At 67.4% G+C, this 19,278-nt stretch carries 14 protein-coding genes and 1 other RNA gene; 6 read left to right on the top strand and 9 right to left on the bottom strand.

All coding sequences use genetic code 11. The annotated features are described in order from the left end of the window. Positions 1-95: 95 nt before the first annotated feature. Positions 96-428 (bottom strand): YbaB/EbfC family nucleoid-associated protein, encoded by a 333-nt coding sequence (locus ACWV14_RS14900; protein ID WP_007836669.1) that lies wholly within the window; start codon positions 426-428, stop codon positions 96-98. A 55-nt stretch (positions 429-483) separates the two neighbouring features. Continuing rightward, complete coding sequence (dnaX, locus tag ACWV14_RS14895) at positions 484-2,340, bottom strand: DNA polymerase III subunit gamma/tau (protein WP_454909285.1); 1,857 nt, start codon at positions 2,338-2,340, stop codon at positions 484-486. 183 nt (positions 2,341-2,523) lie between these two features. On the opposite strand from dnaX, the gene ffs reads away from it, so the two are divergent. Further along, positions 2,524-2,620: signal recognition particle sRNA small type (ffs, locus tag ACWV14_RS14890), an RNA gene on the top strand. Positions 2,621-2,707: 87 nt separating this feature from the next. On the opposite strand, the gene ACWV14_RS14885 is transcribed toward ffs, so the two are convergent. Genes ACWV14_RS14885 through ACWV14_RS14875 form a run of 3 tightly spaced genes read right to left on the bottom strand, consistent with a single transcriptional unit; the run spans position 2,708 to position 9,755 of the window. Continuing rightward, the gene (locus tag ACWV14_RS14885; RefSeq protein WP_454909284.1) at positions 2,708-3,946 is read right to left on the bottom strand and encodes a TIGR03862 family flavoprotein; all 1,239 of its coding nucleotides are present in this window, start codon (positions 3,944-3,946) and stop codon (positions 2,708-2,710) included. After that, entirely contained in the window at positions 3,943-7,203 is a 3,261-nt protein-coding gene (locus ACWV14_RS14880; RefSeq protein ID WP_454909283.1) for a UvrD-helicase domain-containing protein, read from the bottom strand. The genes ACWV14_RS14885 and ACWV14_RS14880 overlap by 4 nt, the downstream gene beginning before the upstream one ends. Next, positions 7,200-9,755 (bottom strand): PD-(D/E)XK nuclease family protein, encoded by a 2,556-nt coding sequence (locus ACWV14_RS14875; RefSeq protein WP_454909282.1) that lies wholly within the window; start codon positions 9,753-9,755, stop codon positions 7,200-7,202. The genes ACWV14_RS14880 and ACWV14_RS14875 overlap by 4 nt, the downstream gene beginning before the upstream one ends. A gap of 158 nt (positions 9,756-9,913) precedes the next feature. Between ACWV14_RS14875 and trxA the strand changes: the two genes are divergently transcribed. Both trxA and rho read left to right on the top strand, forming a co-directional pair. Then, positions 9,914-10,246: a thioredoxin TrxA gene (trxA, locus tag ACWV14_RS14870; RefSeq protein WP_042578306.1), complete on the top strand. Its 333-nt coding sequence runs from the start codon at positions 9,914-9,916 to the stop codon at positions 10,244-10,246. A gap of 183 nt (positions 10,247-10,429) precedes the next feature. Beyond that, positions 10,430-11,695 (top strand): transcription termination factor Rho, encoded by a 1,266-nt coding sequence (gene rho / locus ACWV14_RS14865; protein ID WP_013540932.1) that lies wholly within the window; start codon positions 10,430-10,432, stop codon positions 11,693-11,695. A 58-nt stretch (positions 11,696-11,753) separates the two neighbouring features. Here the strand turns inward: rho and ACWV14_RS14860 are convergent, their stop codons facing one another. Then, entirely contained in the window at positions 11,754-12,821 is a 1,068-nt protein-coding gene (locus tag ACWV14_RS14860) for an oxidoreductase (RefSeq protein ID WP_454909281.1), read from the bottom strand. A gap of 181 nt (positions 12,822-13,002) precedes the next feature. Here ACWV14_RS14860 and ACWV14_RS14855 point away from each other — a divergent pair, with 181 nt between their 5' ends. The 3 genes from ACWV14_RS14855 to ACWV14_RS14845 all read left to right on the top strand — a co-directional run bounded on the left by ACWV14_RS14855 (position 13,003) and on the right by ACWV14_RS14845 (position 16,436). After that, the gene (locus tag ACWV14_RS14855) at positions 13,003-13,272 is read left to right on the top strand and encodes a type B 50S ribosomal protein L31 (protein ID WP_019653042.1); all 270 of its coding nucleotides are present in this window, start codon (positions 13,003-13,005) and stop codon (positions 13,270-13,272) included. Between the two features lie 78 nt (positions 13,273-13,350). Then, positions 13,351-15,087 carry a hypothetical protein gene (locus ACWV14_RS14850; protein ID WP_454909280.1) on the top strand — a complete coding sequence of 579 codons (1,737 nt, stop codon included), beginning with the start codon at positions 13,351-13,353 and terminating at the stop codon, positions 15,085-15,087. Continuing rightward, positions 15,084-16,436, top strand: a complete 1,353-nt coding sequence (locus ACWV14_RS14845; protein WP_454909279.1) for an MATE family efflux transporter — start codon at positions 15,084-15,086, stop codon at positions 16,434-16,436. Before ACWV14_RS14850 ends, ACWV14_RS14845 begins: the two co-directional genes overlap by 4 nt. Positions 16,437-16,453: 17 nt before the next feature. Here ACWV14_RS14845 and phoR read toward each other — a convergent pair whose 3' ends face one another. Genes phoR through phoU form a run of 3 tightly spaced genes read right to left on the bottom strand, consistent with a single transcriptional unit; the run spans position 16,454 to position 19,264 of the window. After that, positions 16,454-17,797, bottom strand: a complete 1,344-nt coding sequence (phoR, locus tag ACWV14_RS14840; RefSeq protein WP_454909278.1) for a phosphate regulon sensor histidine kinase PhoR — start codon at positions 17,795-17,797, stop codon at positions 16,454-16,456. 44 nt (positions 17,798-17,841) lie between these two features. Further along, a complete protein-coding gene (phoB, locus tag ACWV14_RS14835; RefSeq protein WP_007836652.1) occupies positions 17,842-18,534 on the bottom strand; it encodes a phosphate regulon transcriptional regulator PhoB in 693 nt (230 codons plus the stop codon). 28 nt (positions 18,535-18,562) lie between these two features. Then, entirely contained in the window at positions 18,563-19,264 is a 702-nt protein-coding gene (phoU, locus tag ACWV14_RS14830) for a phosphate signaling complex protein PhoU (RefSeq protein ID WP_454909277.1), read from the bottom strand. Between the last annotated feature and the right edge of the window lie 14 nt (positions 19,265-19,278).

Here is a 19,278-nt window from a genome sequence, read left to right as displayed (position 1 = left end):
AAACACCGCAGAACCGGCTTTGCCGGGCCGCTGGTGTTGCCCCCTGCGAGGGGGTTGGCGGCCACACGAAGCGGGCGAGCCTGGGGGAGAGTCATTTAGAACGGCAGCTTCATGCCTGGGGGCAGGCCGGGCATGCCGGCCGTCAGCTTGCCCATCTTCTGCTCGCTGGTTTCCTCGGCCTTGCGCACGGCGGCGTTGAAGGCTGCGGCCACCAGGTCTTCGAGCATGTCCTTGTCGTCGGCCAGCAGGCTCGGGTCGATGGTGATGCGCTTGACGTCGTGCTTGCAGGTCATGACGACCTTGACGAGGCCGGCGCCCGATTCGCCTTCGACCTCGATATGGGCCAGTTCTTCCTGGGCCTTCTTGAGGTTGTCCTGCATTGCCTGCGCCTGCTTCATGAGGCCGGCCAGTTGTCCTTTGTTGAACATCGTTGGTCCTGATTGTTGGGTTGGAAAATGGGAGAAGGATAAGAGAGACGAAAGCTCAGGCCGGTTTCAGGGTTCCTGGGACGATCTTCGCATCGAAGTCGCGCATGAGCGCCTGCACTTCGGGGTCGTTGTAGATGGCCTCCTCGGCCACGCGCTGGCGCTCGTCGGCGGCCTGCCTGTTGCGGCGGGCCGGGCTGTCGACCACGGCGCCGATCTCGATCGTGAGCTTGACCTCGTGGCCGAGGCTGTTGAGCGCGGCCGTCAGCTTCTCGCGGCTGGAGGGCTGGTTGAGCGTCTCGCGCTCGATGCGCAGCATCCACTGGTCGGTATCGCGGCCCACCAGCTGCGACTGCAGCGCCAGTTCGCGCGTCAGGGCATTGATGGCCTCGGACGCGACCAGTTGCGTGACCGTGGCATGCCAGAAGTCGCCGTCTTCGCTCTGGGGAATGGGCGTGTAGGGAACACGCTGCGAGCCTTCGGTGGGGGGAATGTCGCGCGCGCTGGGCGGAGGCTGCACGCGGATGGGCACGCCGACGACCTTGGCCGGCGTGTCGGGCGGCTCGGGGCGCTGCTCGGGCTGGCGGCGGGGCTCGTCGACCACGGCGAGGCGTTGCCCTGCGGGCGCTGGCGGAGATGTCGGGGCTGCCGCTGGCGCCATGGCAGCCGGCGCTTCGGCCGGCGGGCGCACGACCGGCGCGGGAGCCTGAACGGGGGCCGGGGCACGTGCTGGCGCCTGCGGCGCGGCGGCCGCAGCTTCATTCAGAGTTTTTTTTTCCGTGGAGGCTGTCGAGGCAGCCGCGCTGGAAGGCTTGAAGGCCAGGAGCCGCAGCAGCACCATGATCAGCGCCGCGTACTCATCAGGCGCCAGGCCCAGCTCGCCGCGTCCGTGCAGGCAGAGGCTGTAGAGCAGTTGCGTCTCGTCGGCAGGCATCAGCGCGGCGAGGCGCGCGGTGTCGGCCGCATCGGGGTCGGTCGCGGCATCGGCGGACTCGGCGCGCGAGGGCACCGCCTGCAACACGGCCATGGCCTGCAGAACGGCAGTCATTTCTTCCAGCGTGGACGCGGCCGACATGCCGTCGACGCGCAGCGCCTCCGACGTCTCGACCACCGTCTTGCCGTCGCCCTGCGCCAGGGCCTCGATCAGGCGGAACACATGGCCGCGATCGACGCTGCCGAGCATCTGCCGCACACCGGCCTCGACCAACTCGCCGTTGCCGAATGCGATGGCCTGGTCGGTGAGCGACAGCGCGTCGCGCATCGAGCCGCGCGCCGCGCGAGCCAGCAAGCGCAGCGCCTGCGGCTCGGCCGGAACGTTTTCGGTCTGCAGCACGCTCGTGAGGTGTTCGAGCACCGTCTCGGGCGCCATTGGCCGCAGGTTGAACTGCAGGCAGCGCGACAGCACCGTGACCGGCACCTTCTGCGGATCGGTCGTGGCCAGCACGAACTTGAGGTACTCGGGCGGCTCCTCGAGCGTCTTCAGCATCGCGTTGAACGCGGTGTTGGTGAGCATGTGCACTTCGTCGATCATGAAGACCTTGAAGCGCCCCTGAACCGGCTTGTACACGGCTTGCTCGAGCAGCGACTGCACCTCGTCGACACCGCGGTTCGAGGCCGCGTCGAGCTCGGTGTAGTCGACGAAGCGGCCGGAATCGATGTCGCGGCAAGCCTGGCAGACACCGCACGGCGTGGCCGTGATGCCGCCCTGCCCGTCCGGGCCCTGGCAGTTGAGCGACTTCGCCAGGATCCGCGAGACCGTGGTCTTGCCGACCCCCCGGGTGCCGGTGAAAAGATAGGCGTGATGCAGGCGCTGCGTCGTCAACGCGTTCTCGAGCGCCTGCACCACATGCCCCTGGCCGACCATCTCACCGAAGGTTTTCGGGCGGAACTTGCGAGCGAGCACGAGATAAGACATTGCGGGCATTCTAAAAGGCGCAGCGTCGCTCCCAAGCCCGCGTCACCCCCGCAAACAAAAAAGCCCTGTCTTTTCGCGGGACACCGAGGAACCGGCTCCGCCGGGCCGCCGGTGTCGCCCCCAGCAGGGGGGAAGGAGAGGCGACACGAAGTGCGCGCATCCTGGGGGGTTACAATACGTGCTGACGGGCCTCCCTGCATGGTGAAGTGGCCAACCGGGTCAGGTGGGGAACCAAGCAGCCCTAACTGCGTAGTCAGTGCCAGGGGTAAGGCTCGTCAACCTCTTCCGCAGCTCCGTTTCATTCCATGCGAAATGAAACGGAGCTTGCAAACTCACTCAGTGAAAACTCCAATGCGGCGCAGGGCTTCTACAGCCCCAGCCGCTGAATAGCGCCCCGCGCCGCGGCCGCACCGCTCGCCATCGACGCCGTGAGCAAATAACCGCCGGTCGGTGCCTCCCAGTCCAGCATCTCCCCTGCAGCGGACACGCCGGGAAGCGCGTTCGCCATCAGCGCCGCGTCCAGCGCATCGAAGCGCACCCCGCCCGCCGTGCTGATTGCCTCATCCACGGGCCGCGTCGCGACAAGCTTCAGCGGCACCGCCTTGATCGTGGCCGCCAGTTGCACGGGGTCGTGCATGGCGTCCTTGCTCAAGGCCTCATGCAGAACGCCGGCCTTGATGCCTTCGATGCCGAGCCGGCTCTTGAGGTGGCTGCTCAGCGAGCGAGCGCCGCGTGGATGCTTCACCGCCGCGAGTACCTGCTCCGCGCTGCGATCAGGCAGCAAGTCGAGCAGCAGCGTCGCGCTGCCGTTCGCTGCAATCTCGTCGCGCAGCAGCGCCGACGCCGCGTAGACCAGGCTGCCTTCGATGCCCGTGGCCGTCGCGACGAACTCGCCCTTGCGCGCGAAGTGGCGCCCCTGGCTGTCGGTGAACGAGATAGCGACCGACTTGAAAGGCTGCCCCGCGAAACGGCTCGAAAAGTGTTCGCTCCACCCTTCGCCGTCGAAGCCGCTGTTGGCGGGCAGCAGCGGCGCCACCTCCACGCCACTGGCCTGCAGCCACGGCGCCCACGCCCCGTCGGAGCCCAAACGCGCCCAGCTCGCGCCCCCCAGCGCCAGCACCACGGCATCGGCTTTCACGACGGCCTCCCCGGCTGGCGTCGCGAATCGCAACGCGCCCAGGTCGATCGCGCCGTCGCCCAGCCAGCGATGCCGCATATGAAACTGCACACCAGCCGCGCGCAGCCGGTGCAGCCATGCACGCAGCAGCGGCGCGGCCTTCATGTCGGTCGGGAACACCCGGCCCGATGTGCCGACGAAGGTCTCGATGCCCAGCCCCGCCGCCCACTCGCGCACCTGCTGCGGGCCGAACTTCCCGAGGATCGGTTCGAGCTGCGCGCGGCGCTCGCCGAAGCGGCTCATGAACACATCGAAGGGTTCCGAGTGGGTGAGGTTCAAGCCGCCGCGTCCGGCCAGCAGGAACTTTCGCCCCACCGAGGGCATTGCGTCATACACATGCACTTGCGCACCGGATGCGCTCAGTACTTCGGCCGCCATAAGGCCGGCGGGTCCGCCGCCGATCACGGCAACGGCAGGAGAAACATTCATTCGAGATTTACCAGTTCGCCCTGCCCGGTCAGGAACGCGACGCGCACCGTGGCACCGGGATAGGCATGTTGCACTGCCGCGCGGTAGCGCTGCATCTGTGCGATCAGCGCAGCGTCCCGTTCGGGGCGCGCCGCGGATTTGTAGTCGAGGATCCACCAGGCGCCGCCGTCGCGCTCGCGCACCAGACGGTCGATGCGCAAGGTCTCGCCTTCATGCACCAGCGTGACTTCATTGCCATGCCAGTCGACCCTGCGATCGTCCCACACCCAGGCGCCCGCCCCGGCGCGGATGCGCTGGGCCAGCGCGGCGGCGCCGCGTGCCTGCTGGGCATCGAGCATGAATTCGCGAGCGGCCGCACGCACGTGGGCAGCGGGCAGAGGCTCGCCCGGCACGGCCCATTCGAGCAGGCGGTGCATGGCCTGGCCGAAGGCCGCGGCACGCGCGTCGACGGTGGCGTTCGCAGCCGCCTTTTTGGTCGAAGGCACTTCGGCCGACACCGGCGCCTCGGGCATTTTCTTCATCCAGAAGCTGGCCGGGCCACTCTCGGTCGGCAGCGCGACCAGCGGTTCGTCGGCCTCCGTGGGCTCGCACAGCGGCTCCAGCCGAGCCCACCAGCTGCCCTCGTTGGCCCGCGCGGGGCGAACCGATGACAGCACCAGCCGCTCGCGTGCCCGCGTGGTCGCGACGTAGAGGCCGTTCAGTTCCTCGCGATGACGGGCGCGCTGCTCTTCTTCGAGCAAGGGCGCTGCGCAGGCCGGCGGCGTCTTCTCGCTCGCGAGGAAAACGAAGCGCGTCGGTGCGCTGTCGCTGCCTTTCCATTCGACCAGCACGCCCATGGTCTGGGCGCGCGGCGGCGGGGCATCGCAATCGAGCATGAGCACGGTGTCGGCCTCGAGGCCCTTGGCGCCGTGCACGGTAAGCAGCTGCACCGCATCGGGCGCGGCGACGGACGGCGCCCGCACGCCGCCAGCACGCAGCGAACGCACCAGCGCATAGGGCGTGGTGAAGCGAGCGCCGTCGATGTCGAGCGACGCGGTCAACACCCCGCGCAAGTTGGCCAGCGCACCCTGGCGCATCGGCGCCGGCACCGCCGCGCCGAACTTCGCGAGCAGGTCGCCGTCGTTGAAGATCGCGTCCAGCGCGTCGTGCGGAGGCAGCGTCATCAGCCAGCGCTGCCACTTGCGCAGCTTGACGCCCGCCTCGGTCAGCTCCGCCGGCAGGTCCTCGCCCTTCTGGATCAGCGAGAACCAATTGAGCGACGGGCGCTCCCGCTGGCGCAACGCCAGCTGCACCAATGCGTCGTCGCCGATGCCGAAAGCAGGCGATTTCAGCGCTCGCGCCAGGGAAAGATCGTGCGCGGGCGACACCAGCGCGTCGATCAGCGCGACCACGTCCTGCACTTCGGGTGCGTCGTGCAGCTCGTTCTTCTCGGGCTGCTGCACGGGAATGTGGCGCTGGCGCAGCGCGTCCTGCATGGCGGACAAGCGGCTGCGACGGCGCGCCAGCACCATGATCTGCCGCGGCGGCGTGCCGTCGGCAATGCGTTGTGCGACCCACTGCGCTGCCTGCTCGCACTCTTTCTGCAGCAGTTGCTCCTCGGGCAGCACGCGCGGCGTGACGAGGCTGTCGCGCCAGTGCAGCATGCCGTCGTCGGCGGGTTCGGCCTCGGCGGCGCCGAGCGCATCGCGGTCGATGGCCGGCAGCCTGAGCAGTTCGCCCTCGTCGTTGCGCTCGGTGGTGTGGGCGCGGTAGCCGTCGAACTCGCCGGCTTCCTGCGCGGCCAGCATCGCCGAGTTGACCAGCCCGACCACGGCGCGCGCGTTGCGGTGGGTGTGGTCGCAGTTCAGCAGCTCGCCGTCCAGGCCCTCGCGCACGAATTTCTTGGCGGCGATGAACACCTGCGGCTCGGCGCGGCGGAAACGGTAGATGCTCTGCTTCGGGTCGCCCACGATGAACACGCGCGGCGCCCGGCCCTGCGCGCCGGTGTAGGCGCTGAGCCAGCCGTAGAGCGCCTGCCACTGCAACGGGTTGGTGTCCTGGAACTCGTCGATCAGCAGATGCGCGATGCGCGCGTCGAGCCGCTCCTGCACCCAGCCAGACAGCGCCGACTGGCCGAGCAGCAATTGGGCGGCCTGTTCGACGTCGTTCATGTCGACCCAGCCGTGGGCGCGCTTCACGTCGGCAAAGGCTGCGATCAGGATGCGCGTGAGACGCGTCATGCGCTGCTGGTAGAGCCATGCCGCGTGCTGGGCCTGCGCGCCGCACAGCACCTGCAATTCGGCCTCGGCCTCCTGGGCGGCGGGAAATTTCTGAAGGTTCTTGTTGAGCCGGTCTTCGGTGGCCACGAAGAAGTTCTTGCGCAGGTGCGCCAGCGCGGCCTGCAGCGCGCCCGCCTCCGGCTCACCCGTGCCGAAGACGTCGATGATGGCCTCGGCGGCCTTCTGCGGCGTCTTGTTGGACTCCTTGCCCAGCGCGGCTGCGCGGTCGAGCCAACGCTTGCGCACTTCGCTGCCGAGCAAGGCGTCGGTCGGCTCCTCAAGCCCGTCGAGTGATGGATAGAACGCGCTGAAATGCTGCACCGCGTTTTCCGCGTCGGCCAGCGAGAACTCGACGCGCTTGGACAGCGCCTCGCCCAGCGCCTTGGCGGTCTGCGAACGGCCGTGCGTGGCGACGACGGCGTAGTAGTCGGCCAGCGCATTCCGGTCGGCGGTGACCGCCTCGAAGAACGGGCGCCATGTGTGGCTGCGCGCCTCTGCATCGTCTTCGAGCAGTTCGTAATTCGAAGGCAAGCCCAGTTCGCGCAGCACCGCCAGCGGCGCGTTGCGCAGCAGGCCCGCAAACCAGGCGTGGAAGGTGCGGAACTGCACCGGCCGGCCACCTTCGAGCAGGCGCCGGTAGAGGCCCTTCAGGCGCGGAACCGCAGCCAATGCAGCGGCAGGTTCGACGCCGCGCATCACGAGCTGGGCGACCAGTTCCTCCGGCGTGCGCTCGGCGAAATCCTCGAGCCACTGGTCGAGCCGCTCCCGCATTTCGCCGGCGGCTTTCTTGGTAAAGGTAATGGCCAGGATCTCATGCGGCTCGCAGGCGGAATCGCCTTCCTCGAGCAGCGCGCGCAGGATGCGCGACACCAGCATCCAGGTCTTGCCCGCGCCCGCGCAGGCCTCGACTGCAACCGACCGCCGCGGGTCGCACGCGACGACATAGAAGGCTTCGCGCGTGACGTGGCGGCCGTTGTGTTCGTAGGCTGCGCCGTTCATTGCGCCACCTCCCAGAAGTCCTTGCGACAGAGGCCGCGCGCCGCGCAGTAGTCGCAGACGGCGCCCTCCCCCAATGGCGGCAGCGGCGCCCCCTGGGCGATGCGGGCGAAGTCGTGAATAATGCCGGCCACGAGTGCGTCGCGCGCCTCCACCACGGCCGGCTGCTCGACGGTCTGCGTCCCCGAGGACTTCTCCCCCACGTTCACGTAGGCCGCGCGCAAGGTGTCATCAGCCACCAGCGCCGCGTAGAAAGCCAGTTGGGTGTCTTCGGTCGGGTCTTTCACGCGCTCCTTGCTGACGGAGGCGGACTCGGTCTTGTAGTCGATCACGAAGGGCTGGCCGTCGGGCATGCGGTCGATGCGGTCGAGCCGGCCGATCAGGCGCAGCTCACCCAGCGGCTGCTCCTTCCAAGGCTCGGACTCGACGAAGACCGCGCCGCTGGCCTCGTGCCCCGTCAGCCAGTGGAGGTAGCCGTCACGCACGGCGGGCCATGCCGCGGCGAACGGCAGGAATTCGGCGTCTGACAAGCCGAGTTCGCGCGTGGCCCGACGCGCGGCTTCCTCGATGAACGCTGCACGCTCCTGCGCATCCTGCGTCGGGGCTTCGGTCAGCGACTGGTGGAAGTGGCCGAGCACGGCGTGCAGCCAGTTGCCGAAGTCGCGCTTGTCGACCTCGGCATCGAGCTCGTCGGCGCTGCGCAGGCCGAGCTGGCGCAGCGCGAAGAAGCGATAGGGGCAGCGGCGCAGGTCTTCGTACACGCTGGTCGAGATGTTCTGCAGCGGCAGCAGCGCGCCGGAAGGCTTCGGGTATTCGGTCGGCTGCACGGCGACTTCGCGCGGGGAGCGCGGTTCGGCGGCGGGCCGCAAGGCGTGGTCGAGCTGCAAGGCCTGCACCAGCGGGCTCGGGCGCACGGGCTCGCCGTTGGCGTCGGACTGGCGCCACAGCAGTTCGCACGACGGGTTGTGCAGCGCCATCGCCCAGGCCGCGCGCTGTGCGGCCTCGAGCGTTTCACGCGAAGGCAGGCCGAGATCGGCGCGCTGTGCGGCGCTCCAGTTGCCTGGTGGCTCCGGTGATGCAGGCAGGCGGCGGTCGTCGCAGCCCGGGATGACGACCGCGCCGAAGGCACGGCCCAGCAGTTGGTAAAGCGGCAGCACGACGACCTTCGGGGCCTGGTCGCCCGCGGGCGGCACGAAGCTCGCGTCTTCGAGCACGTCGCGAACCCAGGCGGTGAACTCCGCGAGCGTATGGCGGCCACCGGGGAATTCTTCGTCGTCGCCGTGGGCACCGGCGTCGAGCCACAGCGCGGCAATGACTTTGCCGCCGGCCATGTCCTCGCTGAGCGGCTCCCACTGGTCGCCCGCTTCCAGCAGCTCGCGCAGCGCGTGCAGCCATTCAGCCAGGGGCCTGGAGCGGGTCATCGGCGCGCGGCGTTCCTCGATGGCTTCGGTGAAGGTCAGCAGCGTGGCGTCGTGCGGTTTCTCGCTGCGCGCCACCAGCGCGCACCACGCGGACCAGTCGCGCACGCCTTCTCGGCGCAGGCGGGCCTCGAGCGACTGGACGGCCAGCGCGTCGCCATCGGCGCCGCTCTTGAGCCATTCGAGCACCTGGTCGCTGCTGGCGTCATGGGCGCAGGCGCGCAGCGAACTCATCAGCGTGGCGGCGGCGCGTGTGGTCGAAAGTTTCCATCCGGTCTCGTCGTGGGTGATGACGCCCTGCGCCTTGAGCTGGGCGCTGATGCGGCGAGTGAGCGCGCGATCGGTCGCCACCAGCGCGACTGGCGCACGGTCTTCGGCCAAGTGGCGCAGCACGCAGGCGGCCGCGAGTTCCGCTTCGTCCTCGGGGTCGAGCGCGACATGCGAGGCCGCGGCTTCGGCCGGCGCATCGGTCGGTACCAGCGAAAGGTGCAATGCCCGGTCACCCCACAGTGCGCACAGGGCCTGCGTGAGCGGATCGGTCTGGAAGCCCTCGAGCACGATGAGCGCATCGACTTGCGCGCGCGTACTTTCGCGCTGGAGCACGTCGGTGGCGTAGCCTGAGGTCGAGACCCACGCCACGGCAATCCGGATCAGCGCGCTCTCGGTGCGGAACCACTCGGACTCGCTGCCCGCCTCCGCCACCTGCGCCGCACGCGCAGCCCATTCGCCCACACGCTCGTCTGGCGACACGGCGGCCGCAAGCGGCACCAGTTGGTGGGCAAGTTCGACCACGCGGCCGGCCAGTGCAAAGCGCTCGGCGCTGAAGCCGGCCTGCGACAGCAAGGCCTGCGCGGTGACAAGGTCGCGCGCCATGTCGTGCGCGACGTCGTAGCCGGTGGGCACGAAGCCCCCGGCGCTGCGGGCCCAGTTGTGCGTGGTCTCGAAGCGCGGCACGAAGCCGGGGCTGCCGCAGCGGGCCCACATGGCGCGCGCCACGCCCATCAGCTGCGCATAGGGCACCAGCACCACCGTGCGGGCCGCATGCACCTGGCGCTCGGCGAGCGCGCGGACGATCCGCGCGACGATACCGTCGGCGGGGTCGCACCACAGGGCCTGGACGGGGTGGCCTTCGTTCATGTTCTATCGAGGGGTTTGAGAGCGTGGGAGGCGTGACGAGCAAGGGCTTTGGCTATCGCCGCCATAGCGGCCGCGCATGGCACGCCACCCCTTGGTTTCTGTCACAATGACCTGAACTTTAGCTGCACCGAAACTCTCTGCGCACAAGGATCCATCACATGGCCAGCGAACTCATCAAACACATCTCCGATTCCTCCTTCGAGGCCGACGTGCTCAAGTCCAGTCAGCCCGTTCTGGTCGACTACTGGGCCGAGTGGTGCGGCCCCTGCAAGATGATCGCCCCCATCTTGGACGAAGTGTCGGCTACCTACGAAGGCAAGCTGCAGATCGCCAAGCTCAATGTCGACGAGAACCGCGACATCCCCGCCAAGTTCGGCATCCGCGGCATCCCCACGCTGATGCTGTTCAAGGACGGCCAGCTGGCCGCCACCAAGGTCGGCGCCATGAGCAAGGCGCAACTCACGGCCTTCATCGACCAGCAACTCGCCTGAGCGACATTTCACCCGGCCAGCGCGCAATGCGTTGGCCGGAGCGTTTTTCCTGTCATAATCTCCAACAGATCACCGGCCCTTACCTAGGCAACCGGTTCGAGTTCCCCGGTTGGTGAAGCAGTTCTCGCTTCACACCCAACCTCCCCCCGTTTTCCGTTCGATTACCCCGCGAGGGGTCATTCCATGCACTTAAACGAACTCAAGGCACTCCACGTGTCTGAAGTCCTCAAGCAGGCTGAAGCGCTTGAGATCGAAAACGTCGGCCGCATGCGCAAGCAGGAGCTGATGTTCGCGATCATCAAGAAGCGCGCCAAGGCCGGCGAGCAGGTCTTCGCCGACGGCGTGCTCGAAATCCTGCCGGACGGCTTCGGCTTCCTGCGCAGCCCCGACACCAGCTTCACGGCCAGCACGGACGACATCTACATCTCGCCCAGCCAGGTGCGCCGCTTCAACCTGCACACCGGCGACATGATCGAAGGCGAAGTGCGCACGCCCAAGGACGGCGAGCGCTACTTCGCGCTGACCAAGCTCGACAAGGTCAACGACGGTCCGCCCGAGCAGAACAAGCACAAGGTGATGTTCGAAAACCTGACGCCGCTGTTCCCCAAGGAACAGATGAAGCTGGAACGCGACGGCGTCAAGGGCGAAGAGAACATCACGGGCCGCATCATCGACATCATCGCCCCCATCGGCAAAGGGCAGCGCGCCCTGCTCGTGGCACCGCCCAAGAGCGGCAAGACGGTGATGATGCAGCACATCGCCCACGCGATCAGCGCCAACTACCCCGACGTCCACATGATGGTGCTGCTCGTCGACGAGCGCCCTGAAGAAGTGACCGAAATGCAGCGCACCGTGAAGGGCGAGGTCATTGCCTCGACTTTCGACGAGCCCGCCGCGCGCCACGTGCACGTCGCCGAAATGGTGATCGAGCGCGCCAAGCGCCTGGTCGAACTCAAGAAGGACGTGGTGATCCTGCTCGACTCGATCACCCGCCTCGCCCGTGCCTATAACAACGTCGTGCCCTCCTCGGGCAAGGTGCTGACCGGAGGTGTCGACTCCAACGCCCTGCAACGCCCCAAGCGCTTCCTGGGCGCCGCGCGCAACGTGGAAGAAGGCGGCTCGCTGACCATCATCGGCACCGCGCTGATCGACACCGGCAGCCGCATGGACGAAGTGATCTTCGAAGAGTTCAAGGGCACCGGCAACTCCGAAATCCACCTCGACCGCCGCCTGTACGAAAAGCGCGTGTTCCCCTCGATCCAGCTCAACCGCAGCGGCACCCGCCGCGAAGAACTGCTGCTGGCACCCGAGATCCTGCAAAAGACCCGCATCCTGCGCCAGCTCATGTACAACATGGACGAGATCGAGTCGATGGAGCTGATGCTCAAGAACATGAAGGCGACGAAGACCAATGTCGAGTTCTTCGACATGATGCGTCGCGGCGGCTGAGCACCCTTTCGCTCTGTCCGCAAAAGCGCGTTGGCCCATTTGGGCCAACGCGCTTTTTTCATGGGCGAGCTACAGGAATCGCGCGGCCTTCAAGAGCACTCTGGCGGCCGAGGTCGAGCAGCCCCATCAGCGCCACGGCCTGTTCGGGCGGCACGGGATTCGGTCCCTTGCCCAGAATGGCGTCGCGCACCGCCGCGTAGTAGTCGACGTAGTTGCCTGCGCGCGTGGGCACGCTGCGTTTGCTGGCCGTACCGTCGCTGCCGACCAGCGTGAGTTCGCCGTCGAGCGGATCGGCACCCCACCCTTCGGCCGGCGGCCTTTGCCCCGCGCGCAGCGCATCTTCCTGCGTATCCACACCATGCTTGACGTAGCTGCCGCGCGTGCCATGCACGATGTAGCGCGGCGCCGCATCGGCTGCCAGGGTTGTCGAATGCAGCACCACGCGAAGCGGTGCATGCGGTCCGCTTTCGTAGCGCAGCACGGCATGGAAGTAGTCTTCGACCACGGCGCCGTCGCGCAGGACGGCAGTGTCAAGCTGGATCGTGTCGGGCAGCCCGAACAGCTGCACCGATTGGTCGACCAGGTGCGCCCCCAGGTCCACCCAAAGGCCGGACCCTGGCACCGCCTGCTCTCGCCACCGCACCTTCACCTCCGGCCGGAAGCGGTCGAAATGCGACTCCAGATACACGGGGCGGCCCAACTCGCCACTTGCCAGGACGTCCTTGAGCGTCAGGAAATCGGCGTCGAAGCGTCGGTTCTGGTAAACCGCCAGCACGCGCTTGTTGCGCTGCGCCAACGCCTCCAGCGCCCTGGCCTCGGCTACGTCGAGGGTGAAAGGCTTGTCGACCACCACATGCTTGCCAGCCTCCAACGCCGCCTTGGCGACCGGAAAATGCTGCGCATTCGGTGTCGCAACCACGACAAGATCGATGTCCGATCGGGCCACCAGCGCCACCACATCGGAGACCACCGGTACGCCGGGCCAGTCCTCCCCGACCTTGTCGGGCTGCGAGCTCGCCACAGCGGCCAATTCGAGCCCGGGCACCGCGGAAAGCACGGGTGCATGGAAAGTCTGGCCGGCAAAGCCATAGCCGACGAGGCCGGCGCGCAAGGTTGTAACAGTCATGGGAGGCTGGTTTGCTCGGAAAAGCGGCAGTATGCGATAATCGTGGGCTCCGCGAAAAGTGCGGCTGGGCAGCGTCGCCCGGCTTCCCAGGCCTGCCCTGGGGCAGCGCGCCAAATGAATGGTGCACTGGTGGCTCTCGCATCGACCGCGCATTGATTCCAACAGCGCAAAAGGAAATACCATGGCAAAAGAAGGCATTCACCCGAATTACCGCGAAGTTCTGTTCGTCGACATGTCGAACGGCTTCAAGTTCGTGACCCGTTCGTGCGCGAACACCAAGGAAATGGGCAAGACCGACGACGGCCGCGAGCTCCCCCTGTTCAAGCTGGACACCACGAGCGAATCGCACCCCTTCTACACCGGCACCCAGAAGTCGGTCGACAACATGGGCGGTCGCGTCGAGAAGTTCCGCAACCGCTTCGGCAAGACCACCGGCGCCGCTTCGAAGTAAAGCACGCGCTTTTGCGTCGAGGGCAGCCCGGTTTACCGCGCTGCCTTTTTTGTTTCCGAAACCTGCTTCCCGTCCCTTTTGAACCAGCCCACCCCAGCGATCGTTGCCCAGAGCGCCGTGCGCCGACTGCCGCGCATCGCGCTGCTGCTGCTGTGCGCGGCCTACCTGCTGCCGGGCCTGGTCGGCCGGGGCCCATGGAAAAGCGCAGACATCACCGCCTTCGGCTACATGGCCGAACTGGCCCGCAACACCGAAGGCATCTCGCGCTGGTTCGACCCGTTGCTGCTGGGCATTCGCCCCGAAACACCCGCGCTGATTCCGTACTGGATCGGCGCCTGGGCCATCAAGATCGCCCCCTCGTGGCTGAACCCCGACCTGGCGGTGCGCATCGCGTTCGCCTTCCTTCTCTGGGGCGCGTTCACTGCCACCTGGTACGCCGTCTACTACCTGGCCCGCACATCGCGCGCCCAGCCCGTGGCTTTCGCCTTCGGCGGTGAAGCACGCCCGACCGACTACGCACGCGCCATTGCCGACGGCGGCCTGCTGGCGCTGATCGCCTGCCTCGGCCTGGCGCAGCTCGGTCACGAGACCACGCCCGCTCTGGCGCAGCTGTTCTTCGCCTCGTACCTGTTCTATGGCGTGGCCGCGTTGCCCTACCGCCGCGCCGGCCCGGTGATCGCGCTGATCGTGGGCACCCTTGGCATCACGATGAGCGGCGCTCCCACGGTCGGCTTGGCGCTGGCCATCGGAAGCACGCTGTACATCGCCTACGAACGTCGAACCGCGGCAAAGGCCCGGAACGAATTCGACACAGAAAACGACGACGGTCCCGGCTACACCCTGGGCGCCTTCGCGACGATGGCAAGCGTCACCGCGGTGGCGGCAGTGCTGGTGTTCGCGCTGGGCCTGTCCCAGTGGAAGATCACTCTGACCGGCGGCTCCCTGTTCGGTGACATCCGTGGCCAGGCCAAGCTGCTGCTGTGGTTCACCTGGCCGGTCTGGCCACTGGCCATCTGGACGCTCTGGCGCTGGCGCCGCCAGCTCAATGCGCGCCATGTGGCGCTGCCGTTCTGGTTCGCGCTGGTGCCGCTGGCCGCGACCTGGACCACCGATTTTTCCGACCGCTCGCTCATGCTGGCGCTGCCCGCCTTCGCCACGCTCGCGGCATTTGCCCTGCCGACCTTCCGCCGCAGCGCGGCGGCGCTGGTCGACTGGTTCAACGTGCTCTTCTTCAGCGGCCTGGCGCTGCTCGGCTGGATCTACTGGATCGCCATGCAGACCGGCGTGCCGCCAAAGCCCGCAGCCAGCGTGACCCGCCTGGTGCCGGGCTTCGTGCCCGAGTTCTCGCCCATCGCCGTGGTGCTGGCAGTGGCCGCGACCATTGCCTGGTGCTGGCTGGTGCGCTGGCGCACCGGTCGGCATCGCGCGGCCCTCTGGAAGACGCTGGTGCTGCCAGCCGGCGGCACCGCGCTGTGCTGGATGCTGCTGATGACGCTGTGGCTGCCGCCCATCGACTACGCACGCAGCTATGTGCCGCAGGTGCGAGCCGTGGCCGAGCGCGTCGGCCAGCCGAGCTGCATTGCGGAGCTTGCACTGAGCCGCCCGCACATCGCCGCGCTGCGCTACCACGGCCAGTTCAACCTGCAACCGCTGCTGCTGGGCACCGATTGCCCCTGGCTGCTGGTCAGCCCTGAGACCATCGAGCGCCTGCACACGATCATCCCCTTCGATCAATGGCGCTTCAGCGGCACCCTTCGCCGCCCCAGCAGCCCTGCCGACGATCTGCTGCTCTACCAGAAGATCACGCCCCAGTGAGCGCACCGAGCGGCGAAAGGGGCCTGATCGCACGGCATGCCGGCACCGTGCTGGTCGGCCAACTGGCCGTGATGGCCTTCGGCGTGACCGACACCATCATCGCCGGCCGCTACTCCGAGGGCGCGCTGGCCGCGCTGTCGGTCGGCGCTGCAATCTTTGTCAGCGTGTACGTCTCGCTGATGGGCGTGCTGCAGGCGCTGCTGCCTGTGTGGGCCGAACTGCACGGCGGCGGCCGCGGCAGCGAGGTCGGCCGTTCGGTACGGCAATCGCTGTACCTCGCCGCCATTGCCATCGTGGTCGGAATGGCGGCGCTGCTTGCACCTGCCGCCGTGCTGCGTCTCACGCAGGTGCCGCCCGAAATGCGCGGCGACGTGGAGATGTACCTGCGCGTGCTGGCCTTCGCCCTGGCACCTGCCCTGCTCTTTCGCCTGTTCAGCACGCTGAACCAGGGCCTGGGCAAGCCGCAACTCGTGACCTGGCTCCAGTTGGGCTCGCTGGTCGTGAAGCTGCCGCTCTCGATCTGGTTCACCTTCGGCGGTGCCGGCCTGCCGGCGATGGGGCTGGTGGGCTGCGGCTGGGCCACGCTATGCGTGAACTGGACCATGCTCGCCTGCGCGGTCTGGATGCTGCGCAGCAGGCCTTTCTATCGCGGCTACAGGTTGTGGGAACGCCTGGAGAAGCCCGACTGGCAACAGATTCGCCTCTTCGCACGGATGGGCGTGCCTGGAGGCCTGGCCGTGCTGGTCGAAGTGACCTCGTTCACGCTGATGGCACTGTTCATTGCACGCCTTGGCACAGCTGCCGCGGCGGCGCACCAGATCGCCGCGAACCTGATGGCGGTGGCGTACATGGTGCCGCTGTCGCTCTCGATCGCGACCAGCGCGCGCGTGAGCTTCTGGCTCGGTGCGGGCGATGCCGCCAGGGCGCGCCACGCATGCAGGCTGGGGTTCGAGCAAACCGTGTTGTGCGCCCTGCTTTTCTCCACTGCGCTGATCACGCTGCGCCACGAACTGGCCAACGTGTACTCGGACAACCCCGCCGTGGTCGGGCTGGCCGCGTCGCTGATGCTGGCCGTAGCCGCGTACCACCTGGCCGACGCCGTGCAGACGCTGTGCGTGTTCCTGCTGCGTTGCTATCGGGTCACGCTCGCACCGCTGGTCATCTACTGCGCGATGCTCTGGGGCCTGGGACTCGGCGGCAGCTACATGCTTGCGTATCACGGCCTGGGTCCGTGGGCAGCCATGCAATCGCCGCTGGCGTTCTGGATCATGAGCGCTGGCGCGCTGGCCTTGACGGCACTGTTCTTCATCAGCCTGCTGCGCTGGACGATGAAGAAGCGCTCGGCCTGAAGAGCCAAGCTGCGTGCCTACTGCTGCTTGGCCAGCAGCCGCGCTTCCCGGACACGCGCCGCCGGAAACACCAGCGCGAATCGCGAGCCCTTGCCCACCGTGCTTTCTATGCGCAATTCGGCCCCATGACGCTGCGCAATGTGCTTCACGATCGCAAGGCCCAGTCCGGTACCACCCGTCTCGCGCGACCGGCTGCGGTCGATGCGGTAGAAGCGCTCGGTCAGCCGAGGGATGTGCTCGGCCGCGATGCCCGGGCCCGTGTCTTTCACCGAATATTCACCACGCCCGTCGGGCAGCACCCGCCAGCTGACGGCCACCTCGCCACCGCCCGGCGTGTAGCGGATGGCGTTGCTCAGCAGGTTCGACATTGCACTCTGCAGTTCGGTCGGCGCGCCCGACACCTCGGACTCCGCGTCGATGGTGAACGAAAGGCGGTGGCCCAGCGGCGCCAATCGGCCCGACAGACCCCGGCCCTCATCCTCGCAATGCGCGAGCAAAGCCCGGATGCGAATCCACTGGTTGCCCGAGGGCGCCGCGCTCCCCTCCAGCCGCGACAGCGTCAGCAGGTCATTCACCAGCGTTTCCATCCGGTGCGACTGCTGCCCCATCAGCGACAGGTAACGCGTGCGCTCGTCCGCATCGAGCGGCAGGTTCTGCAGCGTTTCGACGAAGCCGGCCAGCACGGTAAGCGGCGTGCGGATCTCGTGAGACACGTTCGCCACGAAATCGCGGCGCATGGCTTCGGCCTGCTCCAGGGCGGTGATGTCGCGCGTCAGCAGCATGCGGCGGTTGCCTGCATAGGGGTGAACCTGCACCGACAGCCGCACGAGGTGGCTGCGCTGGTGCGCATGGCCCGGGCCGAAGGCGTCGATGATGACGTCTCGGCTGTAGTTCCAGGAGGCCAGATAGGCCACGAAGGCCGGGTCGCGCACGAGGTTGGCCAGGTGCTGCGCCAGGTCCCGCTCGGCGTCGATGCCGAACTGGCTGGCAGCCGTCTGGTTGCACCATTCGATGCGGCCCTGCTCGTCGAGCAGCACCACGCCATTCGGAGATGCCTGGATCGCCGCCAGGAACTCCTGCAGCCGGTCTTCGGCCTGCCGGGCCTGCTGCTCGCGGTCGCGCAGCAGCTTGCGAATACGCTCAGCCAACTCGCCCCACACACCAGGTCCGCGCGCGGGCAAGCCCATTGCATCGTTGCGCAGTACCTGCAGCAGCCGCTCGGCACGCCAGGCATCGAGCCCCAGCCACAGCACCGCGCCCAGCCAGGCACCCAGCCAGCCGAATTTCCAGCCGAAAGCAGCAACAGCGCCCCCACCAATTGCAAGGGACGCTATTAAAAATGTAGCAATGCGAAAAGGCATGGCGGGCGATTATCCGCGCCCGCAGCCAAGGGAAGCCACGGCGCTCAAACCGTGACTTGGGCTGTCAGGCGATAGCCCGCTCCGCGCACGGTTTCCACCATGGGCGCAGCCGCGCCCAGCGACTCCCGCAGGCGCTTGACGTGCACGTCGACCGTACGTTCCTCGATGTAGACGTGATCGCCCCACACCTTGTCGAGCAGTTGCGCCCGGCTGTGCACGCGCTCGGCGTGCTGCATCAGGTAGGCAAGCAGCTTGAATTCGGTCGGGCCGACCTTCAGGGCGCCGCCCTGCCAGGTCACGCGGTGGGTGGAGGTATCGAGCGCCAGTTCGCCGATCTCGACGCGCTCCGTCACCACTTCCGGCGCACGGCGGCGCAGCACCGCACGGATGCGGGCCAGCATTTCCTGGGTCGAGAAAGGCTTGGTGATGTAGTCGTCGGCACCGGCATCGAGGCCGGCAACCTTGTCGGGTTCGTCGCCGCGCGCGGTCAGCATCAGGATCGGGATGGCCTTGGTGCGTGGGTCCTTGCGCCACTGGCGCGCAAGCTGCAGGCCGCTCTGGCCGGGCAGCATCCAGTCGAGCAGGATCAAATCCGGCAGGAAGGCGTCAATCTCGCGCTGGGCCGCGGCACCGTCTTCCGACCAGATCGGCTCGAAGCCGTTGTGGCGCAGGTTGACGGCGATCAGCTCGGCGATCGAGGACTCGTCTTCGACGATCAGGACTCGGGGTTTCTTCATTGCTTTCTTGGGAGTCTTGCCGCGGTTGTTACTGCAGCGCGGACTCTATTTCTTGCATCGAAGTGTGCCGCACATCGGCACCCTTGACGATGTAGATGATGAATTCGGCGATGTTCTTGGCATGGTCGCCGATACGCTCGATGGCCTTGGCCAGGAACAGCAGGTCGAGGCTGGCGGAAATCGTGCGCGGGTCTTCCATCATGTAGGTGACTAGCTTGCGCACGAAACCGTCGAACTCGCGATCGATCAGGTCGTCGTCCTTCAGGATCGACAGTGCCGCGGCGGTGTCGAGGCGGGCGAAGGCGTCGAGCGCGGTGCGCAGCAGGCCTGAAGCCAGGTCGGCCGCGATGCGCAGTTCGGTCGTGGGCAACTGGCGGGCCGCGCCGCTCTCGATGATCGACTTGACCATGCGCGCGATCTTGTTGGCCTCGTCGCCCACGCGTTCGAGGTTGGCGGTGGTCTTGCTGATGGCGATCAGCAGGCGCAGGTCTCGGGCCGTGGGCTGGCGGCGCGCGATGATCGACGACAGTTCGCGGTCGATGTCGATTTCCATCGCGTTGACGCGATGCTCCGTCTCCATCACGCGGTCGGCGGCTTCGGAGTCGAACTGCAGCAGCGCGTACACGGCCTGGTGGATCTGCAACTCGACCATGCCGCCGAGCTCCATCACGCGCGACGAGACGCCGTTGAGTTCGCTGTCGAACTGGCTGGAAAGGTGTTTCTCGGTCATGTTGTCTCCTTTGA

This window comes from Variovorax durovernensis (assembly GCF_977011995.1).
This window is presented reverse-complemented; position numbering and strand designations above follow the sequence as displayed.